The 17,033-nt window shown below is 64.2% G+C and carries 19 protein-coding genes; 8 read left to right on the forward strand and 11 right to left on the reverse strand.

Going from position 1 to position 17,033, the window contains the following annotated elements; translation table 11 throughout:
- Positions 1-20: 20 nt before the first annotated feature.
- Complete coding sequence (locus G8E03_RS03355) at positions 21-1,553, forward strand: ATP-dependent DNA helicase (RefSeq protein ID WP_166188664.1); 1,533 nt, start codon at positions 21-23, stop codon at positions 1,551-1,553.
- A 32-nt stretch (positions 1,554-1,585) separates the two neighbouring features.
- Here G8E03_RS03355 and G8E03_RS03360 read toward each other — a convergent pair whose 3' ends face one another.
- Both G8E03_RS03360 and G8E03_RS03365 read right to left on the reverse strand, forming a co-directional pair.
- Positions 1,586-2,005 (reverse strand): PACE efflux transporter, encoded by a 420-nt coding sequence (locus G8E03_RS03360; protein ID WP_166188667.1) that lies wholly within the window; start codon positions 2,003-2,005, stop codon positions 1,586-1,588.
- 111 nt (positions 2,006-2,116) lie between these two features.
- Positions 2,117-3,097 (reverse strand): L-threonylcarbamoyladenylate synthase, encoded by a 981-nt coding sequence (locus tag G8E03_RS03365; protein ID WP_166188669.1) that lies wholly within the window; start codon positions 3,095-3,097, stop codon positions 2,117-2,119.
- Between the two features lie 37 nt (positions 3,098-3,134).
- On the opposite strand from G8E03_RS03365, the gene G8E03_RS03370 reads away from it, so the two are divergent.
- Genes G8E03_RS03370 through G8E03_RS03390 form a run of 5 tightly spaced genes read left to right on the forward strand, consistent with a single transcriptional unit; the run spans position 3,135 to position 6,964 of the window.
- Complete coding sequence (locus G8E03_RS03370) at positions 3,135-4,847, forward strand: acyl-CoA dehydrogenase (protein WP_166188671.1); 1,713 nt, start codon at positions 3,135-3,137, stop codon at positions 4,845-4,847.
- 10 nt (positions 4,848-4,857) lie between these two features.
- Positions 4,858-5,310, forward strand: coding sequence for a hypothetical protein (locus G8E03_RS03375; protein WP_166188673.1), 453 nt, complete (start codon positions 4,858-4,860; stop codon positions 5,308-5,310).
- Positions 5,303-6,337: an MBL fold metallo-hydrolase gene (locus G8E03_RS03380; protein WP_166188676.1), complete on the forward strand. Its 1,035-nt coding sequence runs from the start codon at positions 5,303-5,305 to the stop codon at positions 6,335-6,337. Before G8E03_RS03375 ends, G8E03_RS03380 begins: the two co-directional genes overlap by 8 nt.
- A complete protein-coding gene (locus G8E03_RS03385) occupies positions 6,316-6,762 on the forward strand; it encodes a DUF6173 family protein (protein WP_166188678.1) in 447 nt (148 codons plus the stop codon). The genes G8E03_RS03380 and G8E03_RS03385 overlap by 22 nt, the downstream gene beginning before the upstream one ends.
- 55 nt (positions 6,763-6,817) lie before the next feature.
- The gene (locus tag G8E03_RS03390) at positions 6,818-6,964 is read left to right on the forward strand and encodes an aa3-type cytochrome c oxidase subunit IV (RefSeq protein WP_166188680.1); all 147 of its coding nucleotides are present in this window, start codon (positions 6,818-6,820) and stop codon (positions 6,962-6,964) included.
- A gap of 15 nt (positions 6,965-6,979) precedes the next feature.
- Here G8E03_RS03390 and G8E03_RS03395 read toward each other — a convergent pair whose 3' ends face one another.
- Positions 6,980-7,747 (reverse strand): metallophosphoesterase family protein, encoded by a 768-nt coding sequence (locus tag G8E03_RS03395; RefSeq protein WP_240910409.1) that lies wholly within the window; start codon positions 7,745-7,747, stop codon positions 6,980-6,982.
- Positions 7,748-7,852: 105 nt separating this feature from the next.
- Entirely contained in the window at positions 7,853-8,059 is a 207-nt protein-coding gene (gene rpsU / locus G8E03_RS03400) for a 30S ribosomal protein S21 (RefSeq protein WP_166188682.1), read from the reverse strand.
- 126 nt (positions 8,060-8,185) lie between these two features.
- On the opposite strand from rpsU, the gene G8E03_RS03405 reads away from it, so the two are divergent.
- On the forward strand, positions 8,186-8,872 hold the full coding sequence (locus tag G8E03_RS03405) for a COQ9 family protein (RefSeq protein ID WP_166188684.1): 687 nt from the start codon (positions 8,186-8,188) through the stop codon (positions 8,870-8,872).
- Here G8E03_RS03405 and G8E03_RS03410 read toward each other — a convergent pair.
- The 4 genes from G8E03_RS03410 to rlmJ form a co-directional block, all read right to left on the reverse strand.
- Positions 8,862-10,121, reverse strand: coding sequence for an SAM-dependent methyltransferase (locus tag G8E03_RS03410; protein WP_166188687.1), 1,260 nt, complete (start codon positions 10,119-10,121; stop codon positions 8,862-8,864). The genes G8E03_RS03405 and G8E03_RS03410 overlap by 11 nt on opposite strands.
- 63 nt (positions 10,122-10,184) lie before the next feature.
- Positions 10,185-11,720 carry a cryptochrome/photolyase family protein gene (locus G8E03_RS03415; RefSeq protein ID WP_283811449.1) on the reverse strand — a complete coding sequence of 512 codons (1,536 nt, stop codon included), beginning with the start codon at positions 11,718-11,720 and terminating at the stop codon, positions 10,185-10,187.
- Positions 11,714-12,400 (reverse strand): SDR family NAD(P)-dependent oxidoreductase, encoded by a 687-nt coding sequence (locus G8E03_RS03420; RefSeq protein WP_166193816.1) that lies wholly within the window; start codon positions 12,398-12,400, stop codon positions 11,714-11,716. Before G8E03_RS03420 ends, G8E03_RS03415 begins: the two co-directional genes overlap by 7 nt.
- Before the next feature lie 39 nt (positions 12,401-12,439).
- Positions 12,440-13,174: a 23S rRNA (adenine(2030)-N(6))-methyltransferase RlmJ gene (rlmJ, locus tag G8E03_RS03425; protein WP_166188691.1), complete on the reverse strand. Its 735-nt coding sequence runs from the start codon at positions 13,172-13,174 to the stop codon at positions 12,440-12,442.
- 252 nt (positions 13,175-13,426) lie between these two features.
- Between rlmJ and rpsD the strand changes: the two genes are divergently transcribed.
- Entirely contained in the window at positions 13,427-14,047 is a 621-nt protein-coding gene (gene rpsD / locus G8E03_RS03430) for a 30S ribosomal protein S4 (RefSeq protein ID WP_166188693.1), read from the forward strand.
- Between the two features lie 67 nt (positions 14,048-14,114).
- Here rpsD and G8E03_RS03435 read toward each other — a convergent pair whose 3' ends face one another.
- From G8E03_RS03435 to G8E03_RS03445, 3 genes are all read right to left on the reverse strand, one after another.
- Positions 14,115-14,885, reverse strand: coding sequence for an SDR family NAD(P)-dependent oxidoreductase (locus tag G8E03_RS03435; RefSeq protein WP_166188696.1), 771 nt, complete (start codon positions 14,883-14,885; stop codon positions 14,115-14,117).
- Between the two features lie 57 nt (positions 14,886-14,942).
- On the reverse strand, positions 14,943-15,806 hold the full coding sequence (locus G8E03_RS03440; RefSeq protein WP_166188699.1) for a DUF1206 domain-containing protein: 864 nt from the start codon (positions 15,804-15,806) through the stop codon (positions 14,943-14,945).
- A gap of 75 nt (positions 15,807-15,881) precedes the next feature.
- On the reverse strand, positions 15,882-17,015 hold the full coding sequence (locus tag G8E03_RS03445) for an acyl-CoA dehydrogenase family protein (protein ID WP_283811454.1): 1,134 nt from the start codon (positions 17,013-17,015) through the stop codon (positions 15,882-15,884).
- Positions 17,016-17,033 lie beyond the last annotated feature (18 nt).

Here is a 17,033-nt window from a genome sequence, read left to right on the forward strand (position 1 = left end):
GCTGTGGGTAGGGTCGGCGCATGACGCTTCCCGTACAATATTCCGACGATCAGGCCGAGGCCTGGGACGCCATCACCGAGCTGCTGCGCGGCGCCGGGGTCGATCTGGTCGAGGGCACCACCGCCCCCGCAGTCGAAAAGGCCAAGCCGGCGGTGCTGGCCGTGATGGGCAAGGCCGGATCGGGCAAGACCCTGCTGCTGGCCGAACTGGTCAAATCCCTGCGCGAACTGGGGTTAGAGACCGTTTCAGGCGATTGGGAGAGCCGTAAACGCGGCGATAAACGCACGCTCGCCATCCTCGCCCCGACGAACAAGGCGGCCAGCGTCCTGCGCAACCGGGGCGTTCCCGCCACCACCATCCACCGCATTATCTACACCCCCGTCTACGATCCCGAATACGAGAAGATCGCGGAATGGCTGGCCGGTGAGGGCGACCGTCCCACGATCGAGGGTCTGACGGAGGAGGCGCTGGACCGCGCCCATGCCTTTTATCAGCAACAGCCCAGCGTACCGGGAGCGTTGGCCGCGGCGGGCTTGCGCGGCTCGGACTTCATCACGGGTTGGAAACGGCGCGACGATCCGCTGGACATCGGCTTCGTCGATGAATCCTCGATGCTCGATGACAAGCAGATGGACGATCTGCGGGAGATTTTCTCAACCCTCGTGCTGTTCGGCGATCCGGCGCAGTTGGCACCTGTGGGACAATCCGGCTCGATGGTGTTCGACGCGCTGCCCGACAGTCGCAAGCGGATGCTCGACCGGGTGCACCGGCAGGCGGCGGACAGTCCGATCCTGGATCTGGCGCATGCCCTTGGCGACCCGGCCCTGCAATTCGAGGATTTCGAGCGAATGATCGAGCAGGCCGCCGCCCGCGACGACCGCGTGGTGGTGGCGCAGCGGGTGGATGCCGAACTGATGTCCCGCTCCCCCGTGCTGGTCTGGCGCAACGCCACGCGCATCCGCCTGATCTCCGCCTTTCGTGCGGCGCACGGGGCCCCGGAATTCGCCCTGCTGCCGGGGGAGCCGTTGATTTGTGACGGCGTGGAACTGCCGCTGAAACACCGCAAGAAACGCATCGATCTGGAGGCGCGGGGCCTGATCAAGGGCGCGCAATGCGTCTTCATGGGCGAGGGGCGCAAGCCGGGATTCTCACGCCTCTACGTCATGGGTGCGGAGGAGCCGCAGGTGAACGCGGCCACCATCATCAAGATCGAAAAGCCGGATCAGGAGGAGCCGTTCATCCCGTCGGCGGCCCGGATGGGTGCGGCCTTCGTCCACGGAGCGGCCTGTACGATCCACAAGGCGCAAGGCTCGCAATGGAGCGACGTTCAGGTCTTCGCGCCGGACCTTTACGGTGCCGCGCGGATGGGGCGGTCAGAGGCTGGCATTCCGCTGTGGAAACGCCTCGCCTATGTGGCGATCACACGGGCGGAGACGCGCCTGCACTGGGTCACGAAATACCGCCTGGCCCGCCCGGCGGAACCGCTGGGCATCGAGGATCTGCGCAATCCCGAACCCTCGGTCCTGACGCTGGAGGCGGAGGCGCCGGAGTGACATCCCGGGGTGACGCCTGGGTCCGGGCCCGTTCAGGCTTCGATCGGAATCGGAAATACCAGATCGTATATCCAATTGAAAATAAACGCATAGATCAGGTAGAATAGGGCGAAGGCCACATCCATCATCAACGCCTGCCAAAGACCTATCTGCAGATACAGCGCGATGACAGGCAGCGTTATCACCAGCAAGCCACCCTCGAAGGCCAGCGCGTGCAGGACGCGGATCGCCAACGTCTTGTGCGTCGTACCGCGTATGTAACGCATGATGCGGTCGAATTGCAGGTTGTAGACGTAGTTCCACAGCGTCGCGATCGTCGCGCAGATCACCGTGACGACGCCGATATCGGCCGCGTGCATCCCAAAGCCGATCGCACCCAGCGGGATTGCCAGGGTGAGGCCCAGAAGTTCGAAGCTGATGGCGTGGCGAATACGGTCGCGGGTGGTGCGCATGATGATCCCCGTCATGTGGCCGGGTCGTCCCGGAACGGTGCCTTGATGGGGAGGTCGTCCTCGCGCCTCATCATGTAGGCAGGGTTGCAGATGTGGCAAGAGGCGCTGGCCCTAGCCTTGCGGCGCTGCCGCCCGGATCAACCGGTCATTGATCGCGGCGCCCAGACCCTGCGTCGGAATGGGCATGACGGCGATGCGCTGGGCGGTGGCGTCCGCCTTTCGCAGCAGCGCGAACAGGTTCGCGGCGGCCTCGACCGGATCTCCGCTGGCGGACAGGGACCATTCAGACGGGCCGTCGCCGAAGCGCAGCAGCACCTCATCCGCCTCCGGCTCCACCACGTTCAGGCGCAATGCCCCGCGTGGGGCGTAGTGGGAGGTCAGCTGGCCGGGGGCCGTGATGTCGCTGCCTTCGTGCAAGGTCACGGGGCGATCCAGCAGCGCCTCGATCCGCTCCACCGCCAGCCCGCCGGGGCGCAGCAGGACCGGAATGTCGCCGTCGAAGCCGAGGATCGTGGATTCCAGCCCGACCGCGCAGGCACCGCCATCCAGAACGGCGGCGATGCGTCCAGACAGGCCGTCCATTACATGCGCGGCGGTCGTCGGGCTGATGCGGCCCGATGGATTGGCGCTGGGCGCGGCGACCGGACGGCCGATTGCGGTCAGCAGAGCTTGTGCGACGGGATGTGCCGGCACCCGCACGGCCAGGGTGTCGAGCCCGGCGGTCACGAGGTCCGACACCTCACCGTGCCGGGGCAGGACCAGCGTCAGCGGGCCGGGCCAGAATGCCTCGGCCAGACGCCGGGCCTGCGGGGTCATCCGCACCAGCGACTCGGCCATTGCCATGTTCGCGACATGGGCGATCAGGGGGTTGAAGGCGGGGCGTCCCTTCGCGGCGTAGACGCCAGCGACGGCGCGGCCATCTGTTGCATCCGCGCCCAGACCGTAAACCGTTTCCGTCGGGAACGCGACGCAGTGCCCCTGCGCCAGCAAACGCGCGGCGGTGGCGATGCCGTCGTCATCTGCGGCGAGCAAACACGTTTCGTATCGCGAAGTGTCGCCGCGTTGTTCTTGTTCATTCGGGATGTTTTGCATAACTTTCTTACAACTCTGACAGTGATGGACTGCTTAAATGACCTATGCCCCCCCGATCCGCGACATGCAATTCACTCTGGACAAGGTGATCGGCGCCGACAGGCTGGCGCAGACCGACCTGTTTGCCGACGCCACCCCCGATACGGTGGAGGCAATCCTGCTGGAGGCAGGCAAACTGTCCGCCGAGGTTCTGGCCCCCGTCAACCGTGACGGCGATTTGACGCCCGCGCGGTTGGAGAACGGCGTGGTGCGCGCCTCTCCCGGATTTGCCGAGGCATACAAGGCCATCGCCGAGGGTGGCTGGGTCGGCATGAACGCGGACCCGGAACATGGCGGTATGGGTCTGCCGATGATCCTGACCACCGCGGTGGGTGAGATGATGAACTCCGCCTGCCTGGCGCTGGCGCTGAACCCGCTGATGACGCAGGGCCAGATCGAGGCGTTGGAGCATCACGCCTCGGATGAGATCAAGGAACTGTACCTGCCCAAGCTGACCTCGGGTGAGTGGACGGGAACCATGAACCTTACCGAGCCGCAGGCCGGGTCGGATGTGGGTGCGCTGCGATCCAAGGCGGAACCCCAGGGCGACGGCACCTACAAGGTGACGGGTCAGAAGGTCTATATCACGTGGGGCGATCACGACGTGGCGGAGAATATCTGCCATCTGGTGCTGGCCCGCCTGCCGGACGGCGTGCCGGGAACCAAGGGGATCAGCCTGTTTCTGGTGCCCAAGTTCCTGCCCGACGAAAACGGCAATCCGGGCGTGGCAAACACGCTCAAACCCATCAGCCTGGAACATAAGCTGGGATTGCACGGCTCCCCCACCGCGGTCATGGAATTCGAGGGCGCGACCGGCTGGATGGTCGGGCCGGAGCATGGCGGCATGGCGGCGATGTTCACGATGATGAACAACGCGCGTCTGGGCGTCGGTGTACAGGGGCTGGGCATCGCGGAAGCTGCCTATCAAAAGGCGCTGGCCTATGCGCAGGACCGTGTGCAGGGCGCCACGATGGTAAGCGATACCAACACGATTCTGGATCACGCCGACGTACGCCGGATGCTGATGCAGATGAAGGCGCTGACCGGGACGGCGCGGGCGATCTGCCTGGACACGGCGTTCAGCCTCGACATGGCGCGGGCCAGCAGCGGCGATGAGGCTGCCAAGTGGAAGGCGCGCGGTGCGTTCCTGACCCCCATCGCCAAGGCGTTCGGCACCGATGTCGGATCCGAGGTCGCCGATCTGGGCATCCAGGTCCATGGCGGCATGGGCTATATTGAGGAAACAGGTGCGGCGCAATATGCCCGCGACGTGCGTGTGACCCGCATTTACGAAGGCACCAACGGCATTCAGGCGATGGATCTGGTGGGGCGCAAACTGATGGATGGCGGCACCGCGGGTGAGGCCTTGCTTGGAGAGATCGAGGCGACGGCGAAGGCCGCGCGCGCCGATTACCCCGATCTGGCAGATGCCTTGCAGGACGCGGGTGAGACGTTGGCCTCGACCATGGATTGGCTTCTCAAGGCGGAGATGAACGACCGATTCGCAGGCTCCGTTCCGTTCCTGCGGGCGTTCGCACTGGTTCTGGGCGGGCATTACCTGCTGCGCGGCGCGATGGCGCAGGACAGCCGCCTGCCGCTGGCGCAATTCCACATCCTGCAACTGATGCCGCAGGCCGCCGCATTGTGCGCTGCGGTTGTGCAAGGGGCCGCGCCGCTTTACGCCCTGGACGCGGAGGCGCTCGCCTCTTGAGGAGGACCCCATGATCGAGGCGCGATATCCCTGCAGCCCGCATATCCGGATGATCGGATTGCTGGCGGGGCTCGGCCTCGTAATGGTTCTGGCGATCTCGTCCCTGCCGAGCGGGGGCGAGGGTGCCGGATTTGCGGCCAAGATATTGCTGCCGATCGTGGCGCTGCTGGTCCTTTGCGGATGGTCCTACCGGCGCGAAAATTCCGACAGCAGGCCCGTCGTGCCGACGCGCGCGGCGATCATCACGCCGCTGAATGCGGTGAGCGCGAAGCGGATCATGCTGCGCTATGCTGACATTGCGAACATGCATGTGATAGGCCTGCGCAATAACACGACCCTGCGGATCCAATATGCCGGCGGGGCCTTGGGCATCCCCCTTGGTGCGATGCCCGACGAAAACACGTTCAAGAGCCCGAGCCACGATCTGGCCGCGCGGATTGAGAAAGCGAAGCCTCATGCCTGATGATATTCCCGTAACCATCAATTTCCCCCATGCCGAACCGCCCGCCCATGGCGAGGTCACGCAGGTGGCTGATGGAATCCTGTGGGCGCGACTTCCGCTGCCCATGGTGCTGAACCACGTCAATATCTACATCCTGGACGATGGTGACGGCTGGACGGTGGTGGACGCCGGCATCGACACCCCCACCGCACGGCAGATATGGGAGCGCCTTTTGTCCGGGCCGCTGGCGGGCAAGCCTGTGCGCCGCGTCGTGCTGACGCATCATCATCCCGACCATGTCGGTTTGGTCGGCTGGTTCCAGCAGCGGGGGGCGGAACTGGTCACGACCCGCACCGCATGGCTGTTTGCGCGGATGCTGACATTGGATGAGCAGGAAACCCTGCCCGAGCAGACGCTGGACTTCTACGCCCGTGCCGGGATGGATGCCGCACGGCTGGACAAGCGCCGCACCGAACGGCCGTTCAACTTCTCCGACTCGGTCCATCCGATGCCTGTCGGGTTCACCCGAATCCAGCAGGGCGACAAGATTCGCATCGGCGGGCGTGACTGGGACATCCATATCGGCAACGGCCACGCGCCCGAGCATGCGACGCTGTGGTCGGGCGACCTGATTCTGGCGGGGGATCAGATCATTCCCGGCATCTCCTCCAATATCGGGGTCTACGCGACGGAGCCGGACGCAGATCCGCTGGGTGAGTGGATCGAGAGCTGCCAGCGGCTCAGCGATCTGGCAACACCCCGACATCTGGCCCTGCCGGGGCACAAGCTGCCGTTTACCGGCGTTCCGGCCCGTTTGCGGCAGTTGATCGACAATCACGAAAATGCGCTGCGGCGCCTGCTGGCCTTCGTCGCGGAGCCGCGTCGCGCGCCGGAATGTTTCCCGCTGCTGTTCAAACGCACCATCGACGACGCGACTTTCGGTCTGGCCCTGGCTGAGACCGTGGCCCACCTGAACCACCTCTGGCATAATGGGGCGGTCACGCGCGAACTGGCGGAGGATGGAGCATGGATCTGGACGGCAAGGTAAACACGACCGCAGAGGCGGCGGAGAATGCCGTGCTCGCCCACGCGGTTCATATCGAGGGGCAGGAGGTCGCTGAAAACTGCGACCGCCCAAACGCGCTGAAGGCGGATGCGGGAAAGTCGCCCGCCCAGTGGGCCTATGAGCGGATCATCAACTATATCCAGAAGTTCGAGGAATTGCTCGACGCCGAGCATGAGGTTGGCTTGGGGTTTGTCGGATCGGACAGCGGCACGCTGACCATTCAGGGAATGGGCTATTTCGCGCCGGACATCATCACATTCTACGGCACCGATGCCGGGGGCAACAAACGTCAGTTGATCCAGCATGTCAGCCAGTTGAGCGTCATGCTGACCGCCGCGCCCAGATTGAAAAGCCCCGCGCAGCGCATCGGGTTCAAGCTGGCCGCCGATCTGGAGGGCAAGGGCTGACTTGCGCGGCGCACCGCATGGTGTATGAAACGAACAGCATTCTAAGGGGAAGAACATGGCCGATCATCACGAACCGCACGAGCATGGCACGATGGACATCACCGCGCAGGAGAAGACCTTCGCCGGATTTCTGACATTCGGAACCCGGCTCACAATCGCGTGCATCGCGGTCCTGATCTTCCTCGCGATTTTCCGCACGTAATCGTTGCCGCCGGGCCTAGCCGCGCGGCAGCAGTGGCCGGATATTGTGGCCGGTCAGGATGCCGGCCTGATCGCCGTCCAGCACCAGACAGGTCAGCCTGTCACCGAACACGGCGCCGGTGTCGATCGCGATGCGGTAGCCGTGATGTTCGGGATCGTCCACCACCGTGTGGCCATGCACCACGGTAAACGGCAGCGTTCCCTGCCAGTCCATCCAGCCCTCGCGAATCCACAGCAGATCCTCGACGGTCTGGTCCTGCGGCGGGCGGGTCGGATCAATTCCTGCGTGGACGAACAGATAATCGCCGATCCGATGTTGCAGCGATAGGCCGGCCACGTAATCCAGATGCGCCTGCGGGATCGCCTGCGCTGCGGCCTCGTGAAATTCCGCCGCACGCTCCAGCCCCAGAACGCCGGGGGGCACGTCCACACCGTAGCTCATCAGGGTTTCCCCGCCGCCGATGCTCGGATGCAGGTAGTGATAACCCTTCTCGCGATACAGCTTGGGATCCTGCCAATCGGGATGGGTCGCGTAGCGCAGGAACATCCGGTCATGGTTGCCCATCAGGTCGATACGGTCCTCGCCTTGGCTGGCGATCAGATAGTCGATGACGCCGCGACTGTCCGGCCCACGGTCGGTATAGTCGCCCAGATGGATGATCCGCACCTCGCGCCCCGGATGTTGCGCGCGGTCGCGGGCGATCCAGTCGTGGACCTCTCGCAGGTTGTCCAGCATGCCGTGAACATCGCCTATGGCATAGATGCGGATACCGTCCGTGTGCATGATCGTTCCCAACAGTCAGAACCAAAATGAAAAGCCCCCGCACCGTGAGGTGCGAGGGCCTGAATGACAACAGTCGGGTGGCACCGACCGGTTGCTTTCATCGTATCAGAGCATGCCTTCGCGCTGAGCCTTTTTACGAGCCAGCTTGCGCGCACGGCGGACGGCCTCGGCCTTCTCACGTGCTCGCTTGATCGACGGTTTCTCGTAATGTTGCTTGAGCTTCATTTCCCGAAACACACCTTCACGCTGAAGCTTTTTCTTCAGGGCGCGGAGGGCCTGATCGACGTTGTTGTCGCGAACCTGTACCTGCACTTGTAGTCACCACCTTCCTAGTAAAATTGCGGAATTGCAGGAATGCGCTAGATAGACCCGCAACAGCGTCTTGTCTACCCTTCGCGGGCCTTCGCGGGGACCGAGACATGCAAGCAGGAGGACGATATGACCGAAAATATGGCGGAACGTCACGATCTGGCCCGGGATGCGGTTCTGGACGCGGCCATGGTCCATGTCCCGTTTGACGGCTGGTCGCAGGAAACAATGCGCCGCGCGATTGCCGATTCGGGGGTGGAGCCGGCATTGGCCGATGCGCTGTTCCCGCGCGGCCCCGTCGATCTGGCGCTGGCGTTTCATTATCGCGGCGACCGGATGCTGGCGGAATGGCTGCCCGAACTACAGGGCGGCATGACGGCGAGGATCACGCAGGCCGTCTGGCATCGGCTGGAACTGGTGGACGGGCAAAAGGAAGCCGTGCGCCGGGGTGCCACGCTGTTCGCCCTGCCCAATCACGCCGCCGATGGCTCACGCGCGATCTGGAACACGGCAGACACGATCTGGACCGGGCTGGGCGATAGCGCCGATGATTACAACTGGTACACGAAGCGTGCGACCCTGTCCGCCGTCCATTCCTCGACGGTGCTGTACTGGCTGGGCGACACGAGCCCGGATCACAGCGCAACGCGGGAGTTTCTGGACCGGCGCATCGCGGATGTGATGTGGGTTGAAAAGACCAAGGCCCGCCTGCGTCAGACCCCGTTGGCGCGGGCCTTCGACATCGGGCCGGGGCGTTTGTTGAGCCGGGTCCGGCCGCCCGTTCCGCGTGCGATGCCCGGTCGGTTCAACCGGTGATGCGTTGCGGTTCGAGGCGCTCCTCCGCCTCTGCCAGCCGTGCTTCGGCCTGCGCGATGTAATCGCGTGTCAGCGGCACGGCGTCCCGCTGGTGGGTGAGTTGTACCTGATAGACGACTTGGCCGCGCCAGCGAAACGCGGCCTCGGACGCGGCGAGGTAGAAATCCCACATCCGGCAGAACCGCTCATCATACAGACGGGCTGCGTCGTCCCAGCGTGCCAGGAATCGCTGACGCCAGTTGCGCAGGGTCATCGCGTAGTGCAGGCGCAGGTTTTCGACATCGGTCATGTATAGCCCCGCACGTTGCGCCGCGGCCGCGATCTGATCGAGGGTCGGGATATATCCGCCGGGAAAGATATACTTGCGGATGAACGGCGCCGTCGGCGCGGGGGGACCCGCGTTGCCGATGGTGTGCAGCAGCATAACGCCATCGGGGCGCAACAGCTCCGCCACCTTGTTGAAAAAGGTGTCGTATTGGCTCTTGCCCACATGCTCGAACATCCCGACGGAGACGATCCGGTCGAAATCACGCTGCAAGCTGCGATAATCCTGCAACTCATACTCCGTCCGGTCGCCATAGCCCAGTTCGGCACTGCGGGCGGTGGCGTAGGCGTGCTGTTCGGTCGAAAGGGTGACGCCCTTGACCCGCGCGCCCGCCGTTCCGGCCAAGTATCGCGCCATGCCACCCCAGCCGCACCCGATGTCGAGCACCTCCAGCCCTTCGCGGCTCAGATGCATCTTGGCGGCGATGTGACGTTTCTTGAGCGTTTGCGCGGTGTCCAGATCGGTGTCAGATGTCGGAAAATAGGCGCAGGAATATTGCCGGTCCTCATCCAGAAACAACTCGTACAGTTCCGTTGAAAGATCGTAGTGATGCGCGACGTTCTGCCGGGCGCGCGTCAGGCCGTTGCGATCCAGCATCCGGTACATCGCGCCACGGGCACGCAGCAATGCGTTGAGCCGGGGGTGCATTTCCTCGACCCGCGCGACATCGGACAGCACCGCGCGCAGCAGATCGTAGATGTCGCCCTCCAACATCTCCAGATCGCCATCCATATAGGCCTCAGCCAGCTTGAGCGAGGGGTCGAGCGCGATGTTGCGTTCCGCCCGCGCATTGACCCGGACGTGCGGGGTGGGGATATCGGAGCGTTCCGTGCCGAACAGGTGGGTTTTTCCGTGCGCGTCGGTTACCCGCAAGGCTTGCGTGCGGACCACGTCATCGACGAGCTTGTGAAGTATGCCGAGCATGGCGGACCTCCGTTACAGACCAATGTCCCGGCAGAGTATCTGAAACCTTTGTCTGGTCCACCCTCAGATTCGCTGAGCTGCGTCCAGCCGGGCCAGAAGGTCGGCGGCACTGGCCCGGCTTTCATCGCGCTTGCCCTCATCCATCCGGTCCCAGGTGCGGTACATCTGCGCCATGCGCGGATTACGCTCGAACCGGTCGCGGTGGCGCAGCAGGAAATCCCAGTAGAGCGGGTTGAACGGACAGCATCCCTCACCCGACTTGCGTGAGACGGAATAGGTGCATCCCTTGCAATGGTCGGACATGCGTTTGATGTAGGCGCCGGATGCGGCATAGGGCTTGGACCCCACGATGCCGCCATCCGCAAACAGGATCATGCCGACGGTGTTTGGTGCCTCGACCCATTCGAAGGCATCGGCATAGACCGCCAGATACCATTCATGCACCTGTTGCGGGTCCAACCCGGCGAGCAGAGCGAAGTTGCCGGTGACCATCAGGCGCTGGATATGGTGGGCATAGGCCTCCTCAATGGTCTGGCAGATGGCGGATTTCATGCAGGCCATGTCCGTCTCGCCCGACCAATAGAACCATGGCAGGTCGCGATTCGCGTTCAGGGCGTTGCGGGCGGCATAGTCCGGTCCTTCGTGGAAATAGACGCCTCTGACGAACTCACGCCAGCCGAGGATCTGGCGGATATAGCCCTCGACCGCGTTCAGTGGGGCGCGGCCCGCACGATACTCCGCCTCCGCCCGCTGGCACAGGTCCAGGGGGTCGAGCAGGCCGATGTTCAGATACGGGCTGAGGATCGAGTGATAGAGGAACTTTTCCCCCTCCAGCATCGCGTCCTGATAATCGCCGAAGCGGGGCAGGGCCTCCGCCATGAACCAGTCGCGCGCGGCCTCGGCCCCGGCGCGAGTGGTGGCGAACCAGAACGGGTGCAGCGTGCCGAAGGTCTTGGGGTACTCACGCGCCACCAGCGCCAGGACCTGCGTCACGACCTCATCGTGCTGGTGGTGCAGGGGTTGGGGCATGAACAGATCGGCCCGGGCCGGTTTGCGGTTGTCGTGGTCGTAGTTCCACTTGCCGCCCTCGGGGTGATCGCCATCCATCAGGATGCCGGTCTTGCGGCGCATCTCACGATAGAAATACTCCATCCGCAGGGTTTTTCGCCCCTCGGCCCACCCGGAAAAATCCGCCTCGGAACAGATGAAGCGCGTGTCGGGATGCTGACGCACAGGCAGCGGCAGATCGTCGAGCATCTGGCGCAACCGCCATTCGCCGGGTGCGGCGGCAATCACCGACTCGGCGCCGTGTTCCTCAGCCCGGCGCAACAATTCACCACCGATGCTGTGCGTGTTGTGCGGATCGTCCAGTGCAGTATAGGCGACGGTCCAGCCATCGCGGCGAAGGTCATCGGCGAAATGGCGCATCGCGGCGAGGATTAGCGCGATTTTCTTGGCATGGTGGGGGACATATGTGCCCTCGGCACGCACCTCCGCCATGACGATGACGTCACGGGATTTGTCAGCTGAATCGAGGGCGCTGAGGTCGGGGCTGAGTTGATCGCCCAGGATCAGGATCAAACGCGGTACGCTCACCACGGCACGACATCCCCGCGCCAGTCGAAGAAGCCGCCCGTGTGGGCGGGGGTCAGCCGGGCCATGGCGTTCGCCAGATTCTCCGCCGCCTCCGCCGCCGGAACGGAGGGGTGGCGGCCAAGATATTTCCGGGTCAGGTCCGATTCCACCGTGCCGGGATGCAGGGCGACCACGACCGCCTCGGGCCGCTTGCGCGATACTTCGATCGCGGCGGTGCGCACGATCTGGTTCAGCGCCGCCTTTGCCGCGCGATAGGCGATCCAGCCGCCGGCGCGGTTGTCCCCGATCGACCCCACACGCGCCGAAAGCGTGGCGAAGAGGGCGGGCCCCCCGTCCGCCAGCAGCGGCACCAGATGTTTCAGCAGCAGGGCAGGACCGGTTGCGTTCAGCGCGAATTGCGCGGCCATGGCTGCGGGGTCGATGGCGGCGATTGTCTTCTCCGGCCCGCGTCCGTCGATTTCCAGCGCGCCCGTCGCATCGAAGATCAGGCGGTAGCCGGGGGTCAGACTCTGCACGGCCGCCGCGATGCTGGCCTCATCCGTCAGATCCAGCCCGCCGGTGGACCGGCTGAGCGTCTCAACCTGCATCACAGGCTGCAACCGTCGTACCAGCGCAGCACCGATGCCGCCGCTGGCCCCCAGGATCAGCGCCCGTCCGCCCCCGTATTTTTCGTCAAAATTCATGGCAGTCAAAATGGGCTGCATGAACGCGCCGCCCAAGTGTCAGACGGTCGCAGGCCCCAGTTCCACACCGGCGGGCAGGTTCACCGCCGCAAGGCCGGAGCCGAGCATCCCCGCGCCGCCCTTCAGGTCGAACGCGATCTCGTGAATGACGGGGTTCAGCGGCGCGATCTCCTCCAGCAGTTCCGCGTGACGCCCGGCGCGCAGGATTGGATACCAGACCATGACGCAGGCCTCGGGCCATTTGCGGCGCAGCAGGTTGCGCATGAACGCCCCCGCCTGCGCATATTCCGTCTTCACCTCGTAGGACGGGTCGATCAGCACCATGCCCGCGCGCGGTTCGGGGGGCGACAGGTCCATCACGCCCTGATAGCCGTCACATCGCTGGATCGCCGCACCGGGCAGCACGTCGCACAGCGCCGCATGTTCGGCGGGGTGCAGTTCCATCAGATGCATCTGATCCTGATCGCGCAGCATCGACGCGGCGAGCCAGGGGGAGCCGGGATAGGCCGTCGGACCGTTCAGGTCGCGCACCAGTTCCAGCGTCTCGGCAAAGGGTTCGCCCGCCAGATCGGTCAGGGCGATCCCCTCCGCCGCCTCACCAGTCTTGCGGCTCTCGGCGCTGGCCAGATCGTAGAGGCCGCGGCCGGAATGCGTCTCCATATAGGTCAGGGGGCGGGGTTTCGCGGTCAGCGCGCGCAGCACGCGTGCCAGGGCCACATGCTTGTGCACGTCCGCAGGGCCGCCGGCGTGATAGGCATGTTGGTAGCTCAGCATCGCAATCTCCAGTTAGGCGGACGTCAGGTCGCGCCGTGCAGGCGGGCGGTTTCGGCGCAGCCCCGGCAGGGTCCGGTTGACTCCACCGTTAGCGTCCGTATAACCCGCCCATCCCGGATTGGCGAACGCCGTTCGGGCCTTGGTGTTTGTGGTCCTCGCAAGAGGAACCCTGTCGCCCGTGTTTCGCAAGATGGACGGGAGAGGAAAGCACCTTTCACATCGCGCATCCGCGCCACAGAAAGGAACCAGATCGTGACCAAACGCACGTCTGCCAAGTACAAGCTCGACCGCCGCATGGGCGAAAACATCTGGGGTCGTCCGAAGTCCCCGGTGAACCGCCGTGAATACGGCCCCGGCCAGCACGGCCAGCGCCGCAAGGGCAAGCTGTCCGATTTCGGCCTTCAGCTGCGCGCCAAGCAGAAATTGAAGGGCTATTACGGCGACCTGACCGAAAAGCAGTTCCGCCGCATCTATGCCGAGGCAGAGCGTCTGCGCGGCGACACCGGTGAAAACCTGATCGGCCTGCTGGAAAGCCGTCTGGATGCCATCGTGTACCGCGCGAAGTGGGTTCCGACCGTCTTCGCCGCACGCCAGTTCGTCAACCACGGCCATGTCACCGTGAACGGCAAGCGGGTCAACATCGCCTCCTACCGCGTCAAGGAAGGCGACGTCGTGCAAATCCGTGAGAAGTCGCGCCAGCTGGCACTCGTCATGGAAGCGATGGGTTCGTCCGAGCGTGACACCCCCGAATATCTCGACTGCGACAACTCCAAGCTGTCCGCCGTGTTCGTGCGCAAGCCCTCGCTGGGTGATGTGCCTTATGCGGTTCAGATGGAACCGAACCTGGTCGTGGAATACTACGCGAAGAACTGATCTTCGCAGACTTGCGATTTCGATGGCCGTGTCCCGCAGGGGGCACGGCCATTTTCGTTTCAGGTGTTCAGCGCGGTGCCATGCGGATCGCGCCGTCCAGCCGCACGACTTCGCCGTTCAACATGGAATTCTGCGCCATATGCGCGACCAGCGCCGCATATTCCGATGGTTTGCCCAAGCGGGCCGGGAATGGCACCTGTGCGCCCAGCGAATCTTGCGCCTCCTGCGGCAGGCTCTCCAACATCGGGGTCAGGAACAGGCCGGGTGCGATGGCATTGACCCGGATGCCGGACCGCGACAGATCCCGCGCCATGGGCAGGGTCATGCCGACGATGCCGCCCTTGGATGCGGAATAGGCGACCTGTCCGATCTGCCCCTCGAATGCCGCAACGGAAGCCGTGTTGACGATCAGGCCGCGCTCACCGTCCGCTGAAATCGGGTCGGCTTGCATCATGCCCGCAGCCGACTGGCTGGCGACGTTGAAGCTGCCCATCAGGTTGACCGCGATCGTCTTTGCGAAGGCATCGGGATCGTGGGACTTGCCGTCGCGGTCCACGGTCTTGATCGCCCAGGCGATGCCCGCGCAGTTGATGCAAATCCGCTCCTGCCCATGGGCATCGCGGGCGTTTTTCAACGCGGCGGTCACGCTGGCGGCGTCGGACACGTCCACGGCGACGAAGGTGCCGCCGATATCGCCTGCGACCTTTTGACCGCGCTCCTCATCGCGATCCAGAATGGCGACGCGCACGCCTTGCTCAGCCAGCGCACGTGCCGTGGCCTCCCCCAGACCGGATGCGCCCCCGGTAACGACGGCGGCGATTGAATTGTCCAGTTTCATAGTGGTCTCCCCTTCATTTTGAGGGGGATTGTTCACACCCCAAGGGGGAAGTCCAGCCTAACCTGTAGCGGTTTTCGCGCCTCTTTTGGCCTTGTCGCCGAACTGTTTCGCCAGACTCTCGATATCGTTGCCGGTGACCTTCGGAATGATACGGTGAGTGGCGTTCACGAAGCAGAACTGTGCGAAACCGAGCAGACCGATACATACCGCGATCACCAGAATCTGGCCGTAGGCTTGCTCATGCAGCCATGAGAATGCTTCACCGACGCCGCCGGCTTTTTCCGGGTCGGCGGTCAGGCCGGCATAGGTGATGAAGCCACCGATCAGGGTGACGATAACCCCCTGCGCCGCGACGCCGGCCCGCAGTATCGGATCCCAGTTGCGGGTGAAGTGGTTAGAGGCGAGCACCTCCCTGTACTTACGCTTCCACGCCTTGTGCAGATAATAGAACCCCGCGCCGATCGTCACCACCCCGGCAACGGCAACCAGTGCCCGCCCGGCTGGCAGGGCCATGACCCCGGATACCGCGTCCGACAGGCCGGAACCGCTGCCACCGTCGCTGAGTTTGAACAGGGCAATGACCGCCAGAATGCCGATCGTCAGATGCAGCGTTCCGGTGACGAGCATTCCTGCCCGCGCGATGATCCCCTTCGCGTCGGTGCCGTAATCCTCCAGATCGTAGGTTGCATCCACGACGCGCCAGACCGCATAGGCCAACATGCCGAGCGCGATCAACACCAGAACCGGAATGCCCCATGCGCTGTCGCGGATCGAGGAAAGCGCCTCAGACGTGCCCTCAGCGCGTCCGCCCGCCCAAACGGTATAGAGCGAGACCCCGGCAACCACGAGGTAGACGATCCCCCGCCCCGCATATCCGGCACGCATTACGGGAATGGACCAACTCAGATCGTCCTTGCTCATCACATCGCTCCTGTCAGAATTGGCAGTATAACCCGACAGAAGCGTGCAGAGTTCCAAGCTGGTCCAAACGACGTGTCAGGACATCTGGCGCGCAATCAGCATTTTCTGGATATCCGAGGTGCCTTCGTAGATCTGGCAGACCCGCACGTCGCGGTAGATCTTCTCGATGCCATATTCGCTGAGATATCCGTAACCGCCCAAGGTCTGGATCGCGGCGGAGCAGACGTTTTCCGCCATCTCGGAGGTGAAGAGCTTGGCCATCGCGGCCTCACGCAGGCAGGGCGTGCCCGCATCCTTCATCCGCGCGGCATTCAGCACCAACTGGCGCCCGGCCTCGATCTGCGTTTCCATATCGGCCAGTCGGAATTGCACCGCCTGATGGTCAAAGATCGCCTTGCCAAAGCTCTGCCGTTCCCGCGCATAGCTCAGCGCCGCGTCGAAGGCTGCCTGTGCCATGCCCACCGCCTGCGCCGCGATGCCGATCCGCCCGGTTTCGAGTGAGGACAGCGCGATGCGGTAGCCTTCGCCCTCCTCCCCGATGCGGTTCTCGAACGGGATTTCCATGTCGTCGAAGGTCAGGGCACAGGTGTCAGATGCTCTTTGGCCCAGCTTCTCCTCGACCTTCGCGACCAGAAAGCCGGGGGTGTCGTTCGCGACATAGAAGGCCGACAGCCCGCGCTTTCCGGCCTCCGGATCCGTGACGGCAAAGATGATCGTCGCCCCACCGATCCGGGCGGAGGAGATGAATTGCTTGGCGCCGTTCACCACGTAGCGGTCGTTATGCTTCACGGCCCGCGTGCGCAGGGCGGAGGCGTCGGAGCCTGCGTGGCTCTCCGTCAAAGCGAAACAGCCGATATGCGCCCCGCGCGCGGCGGGTTTCAGCCACGATTCCTTTTGCGCGTCGCTGGCGAAGCGGTCGAGGATGGCGAGGAACGGCGCGTTGTGCACGCTGACCATGGTGGACACCGCGCCGTCGCCCTTCGCGATCTCCTCCAACGCCAAGGCATAGCTGACGTAATCGGCCCCGACGCCGCCCCATTCCTCGGCTATGGTCATGCCGAGGAAGCCCAGTTCCCCCAGCTCCGCCCGCACTTGCGGCTCGATCTCCGCCGCTGCCTCACGGGCCATGGCACCAGGGGCAAGGCGGTCGCGGGCGAAGGCGCGGGCGGTGTCGCGGATCATGGTCTGGTCGTCGGTCAGCATTTTTATGTCCTGTGGTCAGGTAAG

The sequence above is a fragment of the Pontivivens nitratireducens genome (genome assembly GCF_011290545.1).
Lineage (GTDB): Bacteria > Pseudomonadota > Alphaproteobacteria > Rhodobacterales > Rhodobacteraceae > Pontivivens > Pontivivens nitratireducens.